An 18540-nucleotide genomic window follows, 5' to 3' on the forward strand; every position below is an offset into this window, starting at 1 on the left:
ATCAATGACTTAAGTAAGTTCAGGATATTATGTACAGAACTCTGATTTTAATATTGGCACTTTTTATCGCGGGTTGTGCCTCGGAAAGTAAAATAGGTAAAAGTGAAGATACCGGATCAAATGAAAAGGTTATTTCCGCAGGCGACTCAAAGAAAAAAGCTCTGGAACATTTTATTGCCGGTTCTACTGCTGAAACTAAAGGTGATTATGCAACCGCAATTCTAGAATTTCAGGATGCACTACGCTTGGATCCTGATGCTGGCATTCATTACGCTCTTGCAAAAAATTATTTATACCTGAACAGATTGCCGCTTGCTCTTCAGCATTCCAAAAAATCAGTTGAAATGGATTCAACCCCAGTTGAGTATTATGAATTACTTGCGGATATTTTCTCAGTAACAAGACAATATGATTCTGCGGCAGTAGTACTTGAAAAATTAATTAGTAAAGATTCGTTAAGATTCAATTCTTATTACAAGCTTGCACGCATTTATGAAACTTCAAAACCATTGCAGGCAATAACAATCTATGAAAGACTTTCTGCTATTGTTGGACCCGAGTGGAGTATCCTTGTCCGTGTTGCAGAACTTTATGAACAGCTTGGCAGGAATGAAGATGCTATAAGAACTATTGAAGAATTGTTGGAAATTGATCCTGCAAATATCCCGCTTCAAAAACTACTTTCTGAGTTGTACCAAAGAGTTAAACGCTATGATGAAGCCATCGCGGTAATTGAAGAAATTCTTGAATTAACTCCTGATGATCTGGATGCCCGTGAAAGAAAAGCACAAATATTTATTGAGCAGGGTAATTGGAATGCAGCAGCGGATGAATATTCTTATTTCCTTAGTAACAAAGATATTCCACTCGAATCAAAAATAAGGATTGGTTCGGCTTACTTTGCACGTTCGCTTAATGACAGCACATTAACACCCACAACCAAAAAGTTTTTTGAAACGATTGATAAAGATACAACCGACTGGCAGGTGAAAATGTTTCTCGGTGCCATTGCCATAAACGAAAAAAATGATTCCAGCGCAATCAAATATTTTGAAGAAGTTACACAACTTGCTAACTGGAATGTTGAAGGATGGATAAGACTTGGCGGACTTTATTTTGATAACGGAAAATATAAAGAAGCCGCAAAGTTAATGCACGAAGCAATTCTTCAATTTCCTGATGAGTTTGCAATCAACTTAATATTGGGATTATCACTGGCTCAGGATAATCAGCACGAGCAGGCACTTGAACATCTTAAAAAATCTGTTGATCTGAACCCGCAGGATTTGAATGCTCTCTCAGCTTATGCTTACACATTAAGCCAGCTTAAACAAAATGAAGATGCTATAAGTTATCTTAAAAAAGCACTGTTAATCAGTCCGGATGATGTAAACATATTAGGTACACTGGGCTTGATATACAATTCACTTGAGATGTGGAATGAGTGTGACAGCACTTACTCAAGAGCGCTTGAAATAGATTCTATGAACGCGTTGGTAAATAACAATTATGCATATTCACTTTCAGAAAGAGGAGTGAATCTTGAAGCTGCATTAAGTATGGTCAAGATCTCAATCGAAGCTGAACCAGACAACACTTCTTACCTTGATACTATAGGCTGGGTTTACTATAAACTTGGAAATTACGAACAGGCAAAACATTATCTTGAAAAAGCTATTGAAATAGGAGGTGAAAGACCTGTGATGCTCGATCATCTCGGAGATGTTCTGTTCAAGATGGGACAGCGCGAATACGCTTTGGAACTATGGCAGAAGGCTTATGATCTTGATACAAGTAACCAGGAAATCAAAACAAAAATTGAAAAAGGTGAAATTTGAAAAAGTACTTTGTAATTCTTATTGCTTTACTCAACACAATAATTTTATTTGATGGATGTGTTCCTTCAAAACCAACTGAGGAAGTTGAGATTCTTTCATCTGAAAGATTAATCAATAAACTTGAAGTGAACAGAAGACGTATAAAAAATTTTGAAGGTACCGGTACCTTGACGGTTAAATCGAACCAGTTAGATAACCCAGCTTCATTTCGTGTGGTACTTCAAAAGCCTGATTCAATCTATCTTTCTATAATGGGTCCGTTCGGGATTGAACTCGCTCAGGCATTAGTGACAAATGATAATTTTATCTTTTATGATGTACTTCAGAATACATCCTATGAAGGCAAACCTGATGATGACGTGTTGAGAACCATATTTAAAATTAATCTTGGCTTTAATGAATTGATGGACTCTTTCATCGGTTCAGTTAATCTGACAGAAAATCTTTATAAAAATCCGGACGATTATGAAGTTGTATATGATAAGTACCTGCTTACCTATGTCGACAGGGAAAGAGAGAAGGTGAGTAAGTATGAAGTTGATGTGAGGGAACTCGCTATCACAAACTACAAAATAACTGATCTTAAGGGTGAAGTATTATTAGAGGGTCAATATTCCAAATTCAATACTCTCGAAACAGTAGCTATTCCATATCATATTATCGTTCAGAATAAAACAGAAAACCAGCGCGTTACTATCGATTATAAAAATGTCAGAACTAACGGGAATGATATCTATATTGATTTCAAACTACCCGGTGATGTGACAAGGATTAAATGGTAATAAGAATTAAATATATTCTCCCGGTTTTACTCCCTGCGCTGTTTATCATCTATTCACAGGAAGAGATAAAAGAAAAACAGGATGAACTTTCCGATATTAAAAATGAGATTGTTCAGCTTGAAAATGAATTGAAACAAAAAAATAAAAAAGAAAAAGAGTCTTACACTGTTCTTGAGAAATACAACCGCCAGAGTTTTCTAATTAACAAAGTAATTTCCCAATTGAGAAGTGAAGAACAACTCAAATCATCGCAGATATATTTTACTGAATCTGAAATCGACAGCCTGACTGATGCAATTAAAAGACTTCAGGAAAACTATTCACATTATGTCGTTTCAGTTTATAAATACGGACAGCCGAATGAATTACTAAGCCTGATTGATGCTGAATCCTTTAACCAGGCTTTACTCAGATTGAAATACCTTCGCGAATTTTCAAAACGGCGCCAGAATGATTTAACAAATTTTAACGAGAGCAAAGAACAATTAATCGCAGCTAAAGCAAAACTTGAACAGGAGAAAAGAGAAAAGACGGAACTGGTTTCAAAGAAAGTTGATGAAGAAAAGAATCTATCCGCTAAGCTTACAGAGCGAAAAAAAATTCTTGCAGCTATCAGGACAGACAAGAATGAATTGAAAAAAGAGATAGAAGCTAAAAAACAGGCAGAAGTAAAAATTAAAAATCTTATCACCAAACTGATAGAAGATGCCGAACGTAGAAAACGGGAAGAGCAAAGACTTCTGGCAGAAAAAAATAAAAACCTAAAACCCGGCGATAAAAAAGAAACAAATATTAAAAACGAAAATGATTCATCATCCGATTTTAATATTGATACAAAGGGGCTTTCATCTTTTGCAGCATTAAGAGGTAAACTGAACTGGCCGATAATGAACGGAAAAGTTTTCAGAAAGTTTGGTGAAAGCCGGAACCAAAAACTTAATACAGTTACTCTCAACTATGGGATCGACATTAAAGCATCTACCGATCTGAATGTAAAGGCAGTTGCGGAAGGTGTTGTTTCAGCCATTGACTGGATTCCGGGTTACGGAAGTGTTATAATCATCACGCATAAGGATGAGTTCAGGACAGTTTACAGCCACCTCTCAGAAATTTTTGTCAATGAGGGTGACAAAGTAAAACAGGGTACTTTAATTGCAAAAGTTGGTGAGAGTTTGGACGGAAATGTATTGCATTTCGAAATCTGGAATTCACGGGTTTATCAGAATCCGGAAACGTGGCTTGCAAGAAAATAATCTTCTGATAAAATATTGAAGAACCCGTTTAAAAATAGGGAAGGGGAAAAGAAAAATTTAATAAAGAATTTTTCTTCACTGACACTTCTGCAGATATCAAACTATCTTATCCCTATGGTCACATTGCCGTATATTGTAAGAGTTCTTGGTCCGGAAAAATTTGGACTCGTTAATTTTGCTACAGCGTTTTCGGCTTACTTCGCACTAATTACTGATTATGGATTTACACTTTCCGCTACTAAAGATATTTCAGTTAACAGAAATGATAAAGCAAAGCTTAATGAGATATATTCTTCTGTGCTTGGTGTAAAAATTTATTTGTTCCTGCTTTCGGCAATCTTTTTCCTTGTTATCCTTCTTACGTTTGAAATATTTTATAAAGATCTATTACTCTACATCCTTGCTTTTGCTACAGTTATTGGCTCAACATTTTTTCCTGTTTGGTTTTTCCAGGGCATTGAAAAAATGAAATATATATTATTCATTAATATTTCAGTAAGAGCATTGTTTACAGGTTTGATATTCGTTCTAATCAGATCAGAAAATGACTATATGATGCTTACCGCAATAAACTCATCAACTCAAATTGTAATCGCGGTGGTCGGATTATTTATAGTGCACAGAACTTTTTCAGTCAAATTCAGTTTCCCATCTTACTCCGAAATGAAATACCAATTAAAAAGCGGCTGGAGTATTTTCTTATCGCAGGTTTCAATTAACTTATACACAACTTCAAATGCATTTATACTTGGATTGTTTACCAACAATACTGTAGTTGGATATTATACCGCTGCTGACAAAATCCGATCTGCACTTCAGGCAATGATGAACCCGTTATTGCAAACTGTATTCCCTTACGTCAATCATCTATTATCCGTTTCACAGGAAGCCTTCATCAACTTCAATAAAAAAATACTCCGCATCGCACTTGTCGGCGGAATTTCAATTTCATTGACCCTGTTTTTTTTCGCCGGTCAACTGGTGGATATAATTTTGGGTGAAGGTTACAATCAATCTGTACTTGTACTTAAGATTATTGCATGGCTGCCATTCCTGATTACATTCAGTAATGTTACCGGTGTGCAGACAATGCTACCTTTGAAACGAGAAAAAGCATTTGCTGTTATTCTGTTAGTTGCGGGAATATTGAATGTGATGGTTTCTTTTATTCTGGTTCCGGTTTATTTTGAAGTTGGAACATCGGTTTCTGTCGTGATAACCGAAACTTTTGTCACAGCATCTTTCTTATTCTATTTGATCAAAAGAAAAATCAAGATTATATGAATTGCGATTATCTTATAGTAGGCGCGGGTTTTGCCGGATCGGTATTAGCTGAAAGGATCGCATCGCAGCTTGACAAAAAAGTAATCATCGTGGAAAAACGTAACCATATCGGCGGTAACGCGTTTGATGAATATGATGAATATGGTATTCTTGTTCATAGATACGGTCCTCATCTTTTTCACACCAACAGCAAAGAAGTTTTTGATTACCTCTCTCAGTTCACTGAGTGGCGAAAATACGAACACATGGTCCTGGCAAGAACAGGAAATGAGTTTTATCCGATACCAATAAACAGAATTACAATAAATAAGTTTTATGAATTGAATCTGAAAAATGAAACTGAAACTGAAGGATTCTTTAGCAGGATTAAAGAGAGCAGGTTTCCCATAAAAAATTCTGAAGACATTATAGTGAACCAGGTCGGACAGGAATTGTTTGAAAAATTTTTTAAACATTACACATTCAAACAATGGAATTTGTATCCGGAGGATTTATCACCGACAGTATGCGGAAGAATACCTGTTAGAACTAATGACGATTGCAGATATTTCACTGACAAGTTTCAGTTTATGCCGCTTGAGGGTTATACAAAAATGTTTGAAAGGATGCTTGCTCACAAAAACATTGAGGTTGTTCTTAATACAGATTACAAATCCATTCTTGATTCAATTCACTTTAATAAAATGATCTATACCGGACCCGCTGATTATTTTTTCAATTATGAATTCGGAAAGCTGCCTTACAGATCGATCAGGTTTGAATATGAAAATCACAAAACCGGTTCATTCCAGCCTGTCGCGCAGGTTAACTATGTAGACGCACAGCCGCCATACACAAGAGTTGTTGAGCATAACAAATTGAGTGGTCAAACGACTGAATCTACAACTGTCTCGTTTGAATTTCCCACGGCTGACGGCGATCCTTATTACCCGGTTCCGACGAACAGTAACAGGGAAGTTTATAAAAGAATTAAGGTTGAAGTTGATAAACTTACAAACGTAATTTTTATCGGCAGGCTTGCTGAATATCAATACTTCAATATGGACCAGGTTGTCGCTGCAGCTTTGAACAAATTCATAGAAATATCGAAACAATGAAAAAAAAAGTTGCCGCTGTTGTTGTAACATTTAATAGACTTGAACTGCTTAAAGAATGTATCTCAAGCATTCGAAAACAAACATATGCAGTAAATGAAATTATAGTTGTAAATAATTCAAGTACAGATGGAACAAATGAATGGTTAACTACCCAAAACGACTTAACTGTAATAACACAGGAAAACAGCGGCAGTGCCGGCGGACAATTTACCGGAATCAAAACTGCTTATGAAAATGGGAATGAATTTGTTTGGTGTATTGATACAGATATTGTCTTTGAAAGTGACGCTCTGGAAAAGATGTTTGGCAGTGATCTCACTGAAGAAGTAAGTACAGGATTCATCAGTAGTACAATTTATTTTACCGATGGAAATCTTGCTTACCCGAACATTCCCGAACTCGTTGAACCTTACAGTTTATTGAATTCGATAACTTCGGAAAAACCGGTACCGGTTCTTTCAGCATCATTCGGCTCTTTGCTTATCCGGAAGGATGTGATAAAAAAAGCTGGTTATCCTTGCAGAGATTTTTTTATCTGGGGTGATGATGCAGAGTACACTTTGAGGATAATAAAACAAGGCTACAAAGGGTTTATGATTGTTAACAGCAAGGCAACCCATTACTGCGGTACAAACAATCCAAAACCATATCTCAATCTTAAAACTTCGGACATCAAGTTTCAGTTTGGTGTTAGAAATATGGTTTGTGTTGCAATACTCCGGAATAGTATTACTCATTCTTCAAGGTTAAGAGGTTATTTAAGCGGATTGTTATTTGTCATCAGATTATACAGAGACCAATTATTTCACTCAGGAAAACCTTCACTGAAATACCTTTACAATTTTCTGATTCTTTATTTGAAAGGAATTTTTTTCAAACCCAAGATAGAATTCCCTGAGAAATAAAATGAATCTTAAAACTAAAAACTGGTTTGAAAGAAAAAGACAGGATCTCGATTTATTTTATATCAAACTACGCGCGTACATTTTTCAAATCTCTTATTCTTTTTTCGTAAAAATATTCCTGGTAAAAAACAGTGAAAGTAAGTCGGCAAATATTCTTATCGTCAATACAGAAAAACTTGGGGACCTGGTTTTATCTCTTCAGTTTATCAGTAATGTTGTATCAGTTGAAAATGGTAAAAATGTTTTTCTGCTGACCGATATTAAATTCAATAACGGATATTTTTCTGAAAACAAACCATTTAAGACCTTCGCAGTTGATACGAAAAAATACAAACGGTCACTTACTTACCGTATAGTTATTCTTAATTCATTAAGAAAATTTAATTTCAAAAAAGTACTGAATATCAGTCCTTCCCGCGGCATACTCAACGATGAAATTACCCTGAACTGCCTTGCACGATTTACTACAGGTGTGGTTAGTTTTTCGAAATACCTGCCTAGTCCAATTCTTAAACAAAATAATGCGAGGTATAATTTTGTTTTGCATTCCGATGAAATTAATGAAAGCACAAGATTGCATTTACTCTTTCAGAGTGTTTATGGATCAGTATATTCAAAGCAGAATAGTTTTACGGAATTAATTTCGTGTAAAGAAACCCAGCTTGATTTAGCTGACAAATTCATTCTTATAGCTCCGTCCTCGTCAGAGAGTATCAGAAACTGGTCAACAGAAAAATTTAAAATGTTAGCAAATAAACTTGCAGAAAAATCCCGGGTCATACTGTTAGGGACAGAAGAGCAGACATCAATTATTAATTTTATTTCGGATGGAAATAGGATTAAAGGGTATGCCGGTAACTTTTCATTTGCTGAATGTGTTTACCTCATTAAGAATTCTTCTCTGTTCATCGGTCTTGATTCAGGATTTACACACATCGCGCAGTTATTTGGAAAACCCTATGTTGCTATTATCGGCGGTGGTAACTTTAACAGATTTTTCCCTTATACTGAAAGTGAAAACTCTTCTTGCGAATACTTCCAACTTGATTGTTTTAATTGCGAATGGAATTGTTCTTATATACAACCGTACTGTCTCTCACTTGTAGAGGTTGAGCAGGTTTATAAAAATTGCATTGAGTTAATGGAAAGAAACTAACGTGAACATTTTATTTATATCACCAGATTTCAATTATGCCTGTGGTGTGAGTAAGCATGTTTACATTCTGATAAAAAGACTTTGCAATAACCCGCAATACAAAATCTTTTTTATTACAAATTCAGGTGACTCGCTTGACAGGTTAACAGCGATTAATAATCTGAAATTTTCCAGGATGAATTTCAAAAAAGATCATTCAAATCCGTTTCTGCTTATAAAAAATTTAGTAAGCCTTTTCCTTTTTTGCAGACGCAATAAGATCGAATTGATCCACACTCATCATCGATACCCCGAATTAATTTCTGTTTTGGCTGCTAAGTTGCTGCGTATAAAAACTATAACCACAGTCCACAGTTTTGTTGCCGGTATGAATAATATCAGCTTCAGGTCGGATAAAATTATTGCTGTAAGCAGGTCAATTGAAGATCACTTAATTAAGAATTTCCCTCACTCCCGAAACAAAATCGTAACTCTCTACAATTGTATAGATGAATCTTTTTATAGTGATGTAGAATACCATCCCGACGATTTAAGGAGGTCTTTAAAGTATGATAGCAGCGATAAAATAATTCTGTTCGCAGGAAGAATAAGCAGGATAAAAGGAAGTGATGTGCTCATCAAAGCATTTAATAAGATTGACAAATCATTAAACGCAAAACTTATTTTGATTGGAACAATTACAGATAACGATCTGGATGTCGAGCTAAGAAATAACGAATCAATTAAAATTCTTAGCCCTCAAAGAGATTTGAGACATTATTTCAAAATTGCTGACGTAGTTGTTCTTCCTTCAATTGAAGATCCTTTCCCTTATGTGATGATTGAAGCCGGGGCTATGAAAAAAGTGTTCATCGGATCAAGGACGGGCGGAATAGGGGAATTCATAGATGATAATGTAAATGGTATTCTTGTCACGCCTGGCAGTAGTGATGATTTATCGTCAAAGCTTGAAAATGTTCTAAAAAATTTACCTTCGATATCGAAAATGGGAGAAGAGCTATTTCAAAAAGTTAAATCCAGTTGTGATTGTGAAAAATATTTTTCAGAACTATCCGGCATTTATAATACTCTTATTAAAGAAGGTTAAATGCGTTTTGCAATCTGATATCAGGAAATATAATTTGTTCGGGGTTACATTTTCTAACCTGGATTATAACAGTATTGTCAGGTTAACTGAAGATTCAATTAGTAATGATGAAAAGATTTCAATCGGGTATGTTAACCCACATACAGTAAGATACGCTTCAAAAAATAATATTCTGAAAGAGAACATAAATTCATTCACATATAATCATATAGACGGGAAGGGGATGGAGATTGCCTGCAGAATATTTTTCCCGCACGATGACTTTAAAAGATTAAACTGGACTGATGAGGCAAAAAAATATTTAAAACAGTCGGAAGAAAGCGAATGGAAAATATTTTTTTTAGGCTCGGATGAGCAGACAATTACTACAGCAATTAAAAAAATAAAATCTGATTTCCCTGAACTGAAAATTGCAGGACACCTGAACGGGTTTGAAGATATTAATGATTCAACTGTTAAAAAAATAAATGAAAGTACGGCAAATATATTGTGGGTGGGTCTTGGTTCACTTCGCCAGGAAAAATGGATAGTTGATAATATTAACAGTCTTAATTGTAATGTTATTCAATCCGTTGGTGATTTGTTCGGAAGTCTTGCCGGGAAACGTTTCCGGGGTCCGGTGCTATTTCAAAAACTCGGACTTGAATGGATGTTCAGATTGATTCAGCATCCGATCAAATATTTTGACAGGTACGCAATCGGAGTTCCCGTATTTTTCTTTATGATCTTAAAACAAATTCTTAGCCGTAATGATAAATCCATTTCAAATGACTGATGGGCAAGAGATGCTTTTTTTTATTATAATTATGCAGGCACCTTTACAATATTAAGAAGGTTCGTCAATGGTTGAAATTCATCATCAAACAATTATTTGAGATTAGATGAATAAAAAAATAAAGCACTTTGTCTTAATCTCTTTGTTATTCCTAACCGGATATAAACTGCCCGCACAGGTGATTGATCCTGAAAAAGTCAGGACTAATTCATCGGGATTAGAATTTAATTTCGTAAATACTTTAGAGGCATTACTCAGGAATGATGATGGAACTTATACGCTGGAATTTCCTGAAGGAATAAATGAAGACTCACCGGGTAAACCTGTTTTTCCGCAACGAAGTTTTATTGTTGCGATTCCTCCTTATTCAAAACTAAATGTGAATCTTAATTCAAAAGTCGAAAAGGAAATTGAAAACATAAATTTCCAGGTTAGTCCTGCAATCAGACTTAATCCTGATTCATCATTATCGCTGGTTAAGAATGATTTGGAGTTAAAATACTTTTCCGGTGATCTTTATCCCGAACAGGAAGTTGAAGTCATAGATTATTTCTGGCTAAGGAATTTTTATTGCGCTGTTGTTCAGTTAAATCCATACCGGCTTAACTGGAAAAATAAATCTTTGACAGTTATTGAATCGGGGAAAGCCGAATTGAGTTTTTCTGATATCAAACCCTTCATAAAAAATGTTGAACCTATGAGCATCTTTGAAAAGGATTTGAACTCAGTCATTCTGAATTATGAACAGGCATTGGACTTCAGGAGTAAAGTGAAACCTACCGATAGTCAAACCGATTCGTATAGCTGGATTGATTACAGTAAAACACATTATAAACTGGCTATAATTAATGATGGCATTTATAGAATAACTTATAATGATCTTATTTCTTACGGTATAAATCCGTCTTCAGTCAACCCATTGACTATAAAGCTTTTTGAAAAAGGTGAACAGATACCTTTAAGAGTTTTCGGTGAAGCAGATCAGTCATTCGATCCTGATGATTACATAGAGTTCTGGTCGACAAAAAATTACAGCGGTGATGATTATCATTCAATTGTAAATACGGGTCAGGAATACCTTAACTACATGAACCGTTATACAGATACAACATTTGCCTGGCTTGTATGGGGCGGCGATAATGGTTTACGGTTGAATGAGACTGCGGGAATTCTTGCAGCTGTTACTGATACTATTACCAGCCATCTTGCAAAACTTCATTTCGAAGATGAGCAGCGTATATGGTATTACGATGCCGAACTTCCAAGGACTCAGTTACCTTTCTGGCAGGAACATAAAGTGTGGACATGGCTTACACTGAGTAATAACCAGGTTCAACAAATAAATTTTCAGGCGACCGATTTTGTACCATCAACATCGGTAAAGACTTCAGTAAGATTGATAAGTAATGCTGGCAATATTGTTATACAAACGCATAAACATGGTTCAAGTATTAATTCAACGTCTGTACAGGATTCAGTAACTTTTGATTACAGGGCTACCGTTAACTTCAATTCAGTTTTTTCATCATCTCAACTTCAACAAGGGAATAATGCCTTCAGGGTTTTCGGACTGGCAACTTCTGCGTTATTTCACAGGTCACTTATCGACTGGATTGAAATTGACTACCACAGGCAGAATATAGCAGTTAATGATTCCCTGACTATTATTATCCCTGATTCGATTCCAACCGGCATCAGAAATGTTAAACTCACAAATATTACTTCACCGGATACTTCAATCCTGATCTATAAGGTAATGCCGGATATAAAAAGGATCAGTTCATTTTCTTTGATTGGTAATGAACTGGTCTTTAGTGATACTGTTACGGGCGGTGATAAATATTTCATTATGAAAACATCCGGTGTAAGAACACCAATCTTTAAATATCAAAAGCAATTTGTTAATCTTCCCGATCCTTCAAGAGGTGCTGATTATATATTGATAAGTAATAGAGTTCTTGCGGCTTCCATGCAGCAATATGTTCAGTTCATTGATCAGCAGTATGATGTAAGAACTTCTTTAATTTATATCGATGACATTTATGATGAATTTTCTTTCGGTGAAAACAACGCGGAATCTATCAAAGAATTTTTAATAACGGCGAATCAAAACTGGACTTCACCATCTCCGACTTATCTCGTTCTTGCCGGTGATGCAAATTATGATTATAAAGAAAAATGGAATCCTGCTCCTTCTCCGCGTAAGCAGAATCTTGTTCCATCTTATGGTTTCCCGGTAAGCGATAATTGGTATGCGTGCTGGGATTCGACAAACATAAATATTCCACAAATGTATGTCAGCAGAATCTCCGCGAATAATGACAGTGAAATACTGAACTTCTTACAAAAGCATCAGAATTATGTAGGAAGAAGGTTTGATGACTATAACAAACGCTTCACATTTTACAGCGGCGGTGATCCGTCAAATATTTCGGAACTAGCCCAGATCAAAGCAGCGAATGATTCACTGTTAAATAATATCGTGCGTCCTTCACCTGTTGGCGGAAAAGGAATTCACTTTTACAAAACCGTAAGTCCGCCGACTAACTTTGGTCCATACACAGTTGAAGAGATACGTAATGCTGTTGACAGCAGCGGATTGTTTATCTCTTACATCGGGCACAGTGGAACAAGAACTTGGGACAATGGAATCACGGAAGTTGAAGACATAAAGAACGCTTTCATAGACCGCAATCCGTTGATTTCGGACTTCGGATGTTCTACAGGTAAATTTGCTGAGCCTGATGTTGATGCGTTTGGTGAGTTGTTTGTTTTTCAGTCAGCTAACGGACAGGCGATAAGTTATCTCGGCAACTCAAGTCTTGGTTATGTTTCAACTTCATTACGTTATCCGGGTTTGTTCTACAAACTTCTTCTGGTCGACTCGGTAACAAACATCAGCAAAGCACACTTCCAGGGAAAAATAAATCAGCTTAACCTTTATGGATTTAATGAAGTGAACAGGGTGTTTAATTATTGTAATCTTTTGTTCACCGACCCGCTGATAGAATTTGCGATTCCTGTTAAACCGAATTTTGTGTTAGCGGGCAATTCTGTGGTCTTAAACAATTCTCAGTTGAATGATCTTAATGATTCAATTTTTGTTTCTGTCAGGATAAAGAATTGGGGCAGGGTAGTTTTAGATTCACTTACAGTATCCGCAGAGAATAAATTTGGTGATTCCGTAATCTTCACGTCAACATTCAAAATTGCTTCGCCGGTGCTTGAGTCAGAAACAGGATTTTATGTAACAACTAACGCACTGCTCGGTCAGCATTCGCTTACAATCAGGCTCGACCCCGATAACAACATCGATGAAATATATGAAGATGATAATGAAGCAATAGTTGAATTCACAATTTATTCAACTTCATTAAGAGCGGTGGAGAGTGAACATTTTTATACGACAGGTAAAGACACTATTAAACTTCTTAATCCAACTTATGAAAATATTTCCGGCATAAGTGATCTGATTTTTTCTATAGCAGATAACGAACAGTTTAACAGCGCAAGTGAATACCAGGTTTCCCTGACAGATCTGTTTACTAAAGTACCGCTCCAAAGTCTCGTTGATGATCAGCGATACTGGTACAGAGCAAGACTTAATGCCAGCCAGGTTGAATGGTCATCAGCATTTTCGTTTAAGAATATTAGTCATCAATACGATTGGTTCGTTGACAGATCACACAAGAGCCAGGACTTTTCATTTAAGAATGTTGAATTTGACAGCGTTAGTAATTCCTGGAAAATAAATGAGTCGACGAATCAATTAAAAATAACTTCCGCCGGTTCTAATGACGGAAAATTTGCGTCAATGTTATTTAATAGTGAAGAACGTTTACCCAATACATTCTTCTGGGGAATGGTTAGTGCAGAGATTGATTCAATCACACTCGAACCGACAAACATCAGGTATTTTGCTGCGCCTAATACTATAACGCAAAACGCTGATTCTATCATTGCTTACATTGCGTCATTACCGGATGGAAAATTATTAGCGCTTGCAATAAGTGATGATGCTGCACAAACAGTGCTGGGATTTAGCGGCGGTACTGCTGTCAGGCAGGCAATCGAAACACTTGGCAGTTTGTACATTGATAGTGTCAGGTACAGAGAATCGTGGTGCTTACTTGGTGTTAAGGGCGCACCGATGGGATCGGTACCTGAATCATATAAAAAACTTTTCCAGGGACCCGCAATTATTGATACATCCCAGTTGGTTGTTAATGAAACGGGACATATAGTATTTCCATCTATTACCAAAAGCACATTTTGGTTTGATATATTTAAAAAAGATTCCCTGCCCACCGGCTCATCTGTTGAGTACATCCCGCTCGGTATAACCTCCGCGAAAGATGTCGATACATTATCAGCGATTGCATTTCCCGGGGATAGTGCTTCAATCAGTTTTATTGACGCATCGGTTTATCCTGAAGTAAAAATGCTTGTGAAATTATCAGCTAATGAATTGAAAGAATCACCCGGAATTATTTCACTCGGTGTAAACTTTCAGTCGGTGCCCGAACTGGCTGTAAACTACCAGGTTGTAAATACAAATAAAGACAGCCTTGTGCAGGGAGAATCCATATCGATTAATTATGACATTTATAATGTCGGAGATTCTCCGGCTGACTCTTTCAATGTTCGGCTGCTGGTTATAAAACCTGATAACAGTTCAATTACAATTTCAGATAGTATGGTAACTGTTCTTGACCAGGATCAGAAAATAAATTTTTCTGGAACTTATCTTAGCAATATTGCAGATGGTTTTGGAGATATGTTATTCCGAATCCTTTTAGATAGTGAAAGCAAAATTCCGGAACTTTATAAGGATAATAATTTATTCGAAAAAGGGTTTTATGTTATACGTGATACGCTCACTTCGATAAGTGAATCAGCAGTTTCGGTTACATTTGACGGAAAAGAAATTTATGACGGTGATTATGTTTCTTCAAAGCCTGAGATTATAATTAATCTTAACTACCCGGTTTGGTTCCCGTTAGAAGATACTACATCGCTTCTGATTTTCCTGGATACTGAAGAAATAACTTTTTCAAGACTTGATACTGATTATGATACTGTAAACCGTATTGCTCAGTATAAATTCAATCCTGCAATTGTGACCGGTGAAAACAGGTTGAGGATTTTTGCAAAAGATGTGAGGGGAATTCCCGGATCGACACCAATCTTTGAGAGATATTTTTCAGTATCTGATCAACTCAAAATTGAAAATGCGTATAACTATCCTAATCCTTTCTCCGAGTCAACTTATTTTACTTTTACACTTCCATCGGTACCTGAAGAATTGAAAATAATTATCTATACAGTTGCCGGAAGAAAAATTCGGGAAATGACTTTTACATCACAACAATTAATTCCAGGATTCAATTCGCTTTTCTGGGATGGTAAAGATCAGGATGGCGACATACTTGCTAATGGAGTTTACTTTGCAAAACTAATTCTGACAACACCTGATAAAAATTATCATATAACTCAAAAACTTTCGGTTATAAGATGAAATTAGTTTGCAGGATATCAATAGCGGTTTCAGTATTATTAATCACGCTGACAAATGTAAGCAACGGACAAAACTCATTCTCCAAAATAAAAAATAATAAACCGCTGCCGGTTGAACTGGTTTATTTCTATGCTACGGTAATCAGTAACGGTGTTCAGCTTAATTTTGGCACTGCTACTGAAACCAATAATTATGGCTTTGATGTAGAACGATCTGATTCAGCTTTTAACTTTTCGGCGATCGGTTTTGTGGAAGGCAACGGAAATAGTAATTCCCCGAAACACTATCAGTACATTGACACACTTGTTGAAATGACTGGTGTAGTCCATTACCGACTGAAGCAGATTGATTTTACAGGTTCGTTTGAATATTCTGATACTGTTGTGGTTGATTTCATTTCATCGGTAGAATTAATTGATGATGAAATCCCGGGAGAATTTTATCTATCGAATGCTTATCCCAATCCATTTAATCACCAGACGAAGATTGAATTTTCAATTCCTTATGTATCAACAATTACGCTTGAGGTGTTTAATTCTTCAGGAGAAATTGTCAATAGGGTTTTGACAGATTCATTCCCGGCAGGTACATACTCAACTACTATTGATTTAAAGGAAGCTGTATCAGGAATGTATTTTGTAAGGTTAAGTTCAGATAATCATTCTTCAGTAATAAAAGTTATTCTACTCAAGTAAATGATTTTAACAGATCATTTTATATTTTGCATTTAAGTTTTATCAACATACATAAGGCAGAAAATGAAAAAAATAGTTGTGCTACTATTCGCTGTTTTGTTTTCATTGGACACTTTTGCTCAGTTTAATCAGTATCCCAAACAGGATGAAGGACATTTAACAGGCGGACTCGGTTTAATGTGGATTGATGGTAAACCGCATTATCGTTTTAGCTTCAGACCTGAAATATCCTTTGCTAATTTCGGTGTAGGTCTTGATCTTAATCTTGATTTCGATTCAGATGGAAAATTAAGAAAAGAAAATTTTAACGAAACCTCGGACTATCTGAGTCTTATAAGATATGCCAGGTATGGTGTAAAGAATGATCCTGTCTATGTAAAAGTCGGTGCGCTGGACTATCATACTCTTGGACATGGAAGTATAATGTACCTCTATAATAACAGTCCTTCCTTTGATACAAGAAAAATAGGAATGGTATTGGATATCGATTTCGGACAGTTTGGTTTCGAATCGATCTACAGTCAGTTTGCAGAAGCAGGAATTTTGGGACTGAGAGGTTATGTTCGTCCTTTGCAGTTTACAGAACTTGGGATGATACCCGTAATAGGCGGAGTTGAAGTCGGAGCGACAGTAGTTTCCGATCTGCATGAAAATGCCGGTGTGGTGAGAGGATTTTATAATCCAATTACAAAAAAGTTTGAAACTACACAGGATGAAGGCTCAATGACTATAATCGGGTTTGATATTGGTTTCCCGCTTGTCAGAACCGATATACTTGATCTTACATTGTATGCAGACTATGCAAAGATACTCAATTTCGGTAGCGGTGTTGCAACAGGTATTAAAGCTGAATTAAGTGGTTTAGGACTTGTATCGCTTTTTGCAAAACTTGAGAGAAGGTTTAACAATAAACAGTATATCCCATCTTACTTCAATTCATTTTATGAGATTGAAAGATTTAAAGCAGACTCAACTTCCGGTGGTGCATTCTCAAGCAAAGCTGCTCAGTTAACAAACCTTACTGAGACAGCAAATGGATTTTACGGAGAACTCGGCGTTGATGTTTTAGGATTGTTCAATATCATAGGCAGTTATCAAAGACTTGATAAATATCCCACCAGCGGAATACTTCATCTTGGAACCGAGATCGCACCTGAAGAAGCACCTTTCGTTGCACGTGCGGGTTATGACAAAATAAATATTAAGGATGAAGTCGACTTGTTCAAACTTGATGACCGTTCTTACCTTTTTTTCGAGTTGGGATATAAACCATATCCGTTTATGCTTGTCTCATTGGTTTATCACTGGACGTTTACACCTGTCCGAGATGCTGATGATAACATTCTTGAATATGAACCGCAGAAAAGAATTGAGCCAAGAATATCATTTATTTACCCGTTTAGTTTTTGATCGACAATTAAGTTTTCAATCACGGAGGAAAATTCAGAGTAATACTGAGTTTTCCTCTTCCATTAAAAAACTGCCTTAAATATTTTTCTCCAGCATCTCTTTCAATTCATCCACTGAATGAAAAACATAATCGCTTTTGTGTTTAATAACTTCCGATTTGGAATAACTATCCCATAATACCGAAGCAATACTAACCCCAGCAGCGCGTGCAGCTTTAATATCGGAAACGGCATCGCCGATCATTAAAACATCATCAGGATTTAAATTATACTCTACAACAAATTTATTAATACCTTCAGGAGAAGGTTTATGCTCCGCAACATCGTCACCTGTTACTATCATATTGAAATAATTTATTATTCCAAGCTGACTTAATGTAATGATTGCAGAATCACGACCCTTACCGGTGTAAATGGAGATCGGAATATTTTTTTGCTTTATTGATTCAAGCACTTCCTTAATGCCGGGATACAAATCAGCCATATGATGATTATCCCTGTAAAAAGAATAGTATTCCTCGCGGGCTGTGTTATAATTATCACCGCACCAGTCTTTGAGTATTACATCCTCTGTCGGACCGAACAATGCAATGATCTCTTTCGGAGTAAGATTTTTCCCGAGATATTTATTTGTGATAAAATTGAAAGAAGCGAATATCAGTTCATTTGTTGATGTGAGCGTTCCATCTATATCAAAAATTATCCCCTTAAATTTCGGCATAAATCCTCAGTATGATTTTA

13 protein-coding genes are annotated in these 18540 nt (G+C 36.1%); 12 read left to right on the forward strand and 1 reads right to left on the reverse strand.

The window, feature by feature from the left end:
- The first annotated feature begins 29 nt into the window (after positions 1–29).
- The 12 genes from IPM56_05930 to IPM56_05985 all read left to right on the forward strand — a co-directional run bounded on the left by IPM56_05930 (position 30) and on the right by IPM56_05985 (position 17800).
- A complete protein-coding gene (locus tag IPM56_05930; protein QQS37493.1) occupies positions 30–1838 on the forward strand; it encodes a tetratricopeptide repeat protein in 1809 nt (602 codons plus the stop codon).
- A complete protein-coding gene (locus IPM56_05935; GenBank protein ID QQS37494.1) occupies positions 1835–2620 on the forward strand; it encodes a DUF4292 domain-containing protein in 786 nt (261 codons plus the stop codon). The genes IPM56_05930 and IPM56_05935 overlap by 4 nt, the downstream gene beginning before the upstream one ends.
- Positions 2614–3873, forward strand: a complete 1260-nt coding sequence (locus IPM56_05940) for a peptidoglycan DD-metalloendopeptidase family protein (GenBank protein ID QQS37495.1) — start codon at positions 2614–2616, stop codon at positions 3871–3873. The genes IPM56_05935 and IPM56_05940 overlap by 7 nt, the downstream gene beginning before the upstream one ends.
- A 15-nt stretch (positions 3874–3888) precedes the next feature.
- Positions 3889–5157 carry a flippase gene (locus IPM56_05945; protein QQS37496.1) on the forward strand — a complete coding sequence of 423 codons (1269 nt, stop codon included), beginning with the start codon at positions 3889–3891 and terminating at the stop codon, positions 5155–5157.
- Positions 5154–6254, forward strand: a complete 1101-nt coding sequence (glf, locus tag IPM56_05950) for a UDP-galactopyranose mutase (GenBank protein ID QQS37497.1) — start codon at positions 5154–5156, stop codon at positions 6252–6254. Before IPM56_05945 ends, glf begins: the two co-directional genes overlap by 4 nt.
- Complete coding sequence (locus IPM56_05955; protein ID QQS37498.1) at positions 6251–7159, forward strand: glycosyltransferase; 909 nt, start codon at positions 6251–6253, stop codon at positions 7157–7159. The genes glf and IPM56_05955 overlap by 4 nt, the downstream gene beginning before the upstream one ends.
- Position 7160: 1 nt before the next feature.
- Positions 7161–8315, forward strand: coding sequence for a hypothetical protein (locus IPM56_05960; protein QQS37499.1), 1155 nt, complete (start codon positions 7161–7163; stop codon positions 8313–8315).
- A gap of 1 nt (position 8316) precedes the next feature.
- Positions 8317–9402 (forward strand): glycosyltransferase family 4 protein, encoded by a 1086-nt coding sequence (locus tag IPM56_05965; protein ID QQS37500.1) that lies wholly within the window; start codon positions 8317–8319, stop codon positions 9400–9402.
- 34 nt (positions 9403–9436) lie between these two features.
- The gene (locus IPM56_05970) at positions 9437–10177 is read left to right on the forward strand and encodes a WecB/TagA/CpsF family glycosyltransferase (GenBank protein ID QQS37501.1); all 741 of its coding nucleotides are present in this window, start codon (positions 9437–9439) and stop codon (positions 10175–10177) included.
- Between the two features lie 106 nt (positions 10178–10283).
- Complete coding sequence (locus IPM56_05975; protein ID QQS37502.1) at positions 10284–15695, forward strand: hypothetical protein; 5412 nt, start codon at positions 10284–10286, stop codon at positions 15693–15695.
- A complete protein-coding gene (locus IPM56_05980; GenBank protein QQS37503.1) occupies positions 15692–16390 on the forward strand; it encodes a T9SS type A sorting domain-containing protein in 699 nt (232 codons plus the stop codon). The genes IPM56_05975 and IPM56_05980 overlap by 4 nt, the downstream gene beginning before the upstream one ends.
- Positions 16391–16453: 63 nt before the next feature.
- A complete protein-coding gene (locus IPM56_05985; protein ID QQS37504.1) occupies positions 16454–17800 on the forward strand; it encodes a hypothetical protein in 1347 nt (448 codons plus the stop codon).
- A gap of 75 nt (positions 17801–17875) precedes the next feature.
- On the opposite strand, the gene IPM56_05990 is transcribed toward IPM56_05985, so the two are convergent.
- Positions 17876–18520, reverse strand: a complete 645-nt coding sequence (locus IPM56_05990) for an HAD family hydrolase (protein QQS37505.1) — start codon at positions 18518–18520, stop codon at positions 17876–17878.
- Positions 18521–18540 lie beyond the last annotated feature (20 nt).

It is taken from the genome of Ignavibacteriales bacterium (genome assembly GCA_016700155.1).
Lineage (GTDB): Bacteria > Bacteroidota > Ignavibacteria > Ignavibacteriales > Ignavibacteriaceae.

Coding starts and splice junctions, on each gene's coding strand:
- IPM56_05930 (QQS37493.1), top strand. CDS start 30: ATGTACAGAACTCTGATTTTAATATTGGCACTTTTTATCGCGGGTTGT.
- IPM56_05985 (QQS37504.1), top strand. CDS start 16,454: ATGAAAAAAATAGTTGTGCTACTATTCGCTGTTTTGTTTTCATTGGAC.
- IPM56_05980 (QQS37503.1), top strand. CDS start 15,692: ATGAAATTAGTTTGCAGGATATCAATAGCGGTTTCAGTATTATTAATC.
- IPM56_05960 (QQS37499.1), top strand. CDS start 7,161: ATGAATCTTAAAACTAAAAACTGGTTTGAAAGAAAAAGACAGGATCTC.
- IPM56_05955 (QQS37498.1), top strand. CDS start 6,251: ATGAAAAAAAAAGTTGCCGCTGTTGTTGTAACATTTAATAGACTTGAA.
- glf (QQS37497.1), top strand. CDS start 5,154: ATGAATTGCGATTATCTTATAGTAGGCGCGGGTTTTGCCGGATCGGTA.
- IPM56_05990 (QQS37505.1), bottom strand. CDS start 18,520: ATGCCGAAATTTAAGGGGATAATTTTTGATATAGATGGAACGCTCACA.
- IPM56_05975 (QQS37502.1), top strand. CDS start 10,284: ATGAATAAAAAAATAAAGCACTTTGTCTTAATCTCTTTGTTATTCCTA.
- IPM56_05940 (QQS37495.1), top strand. CDS start 2,614: ATGGTAATAAGAATTAAATATATTCTCCCGGTTTTACTCCCTGCGCTG.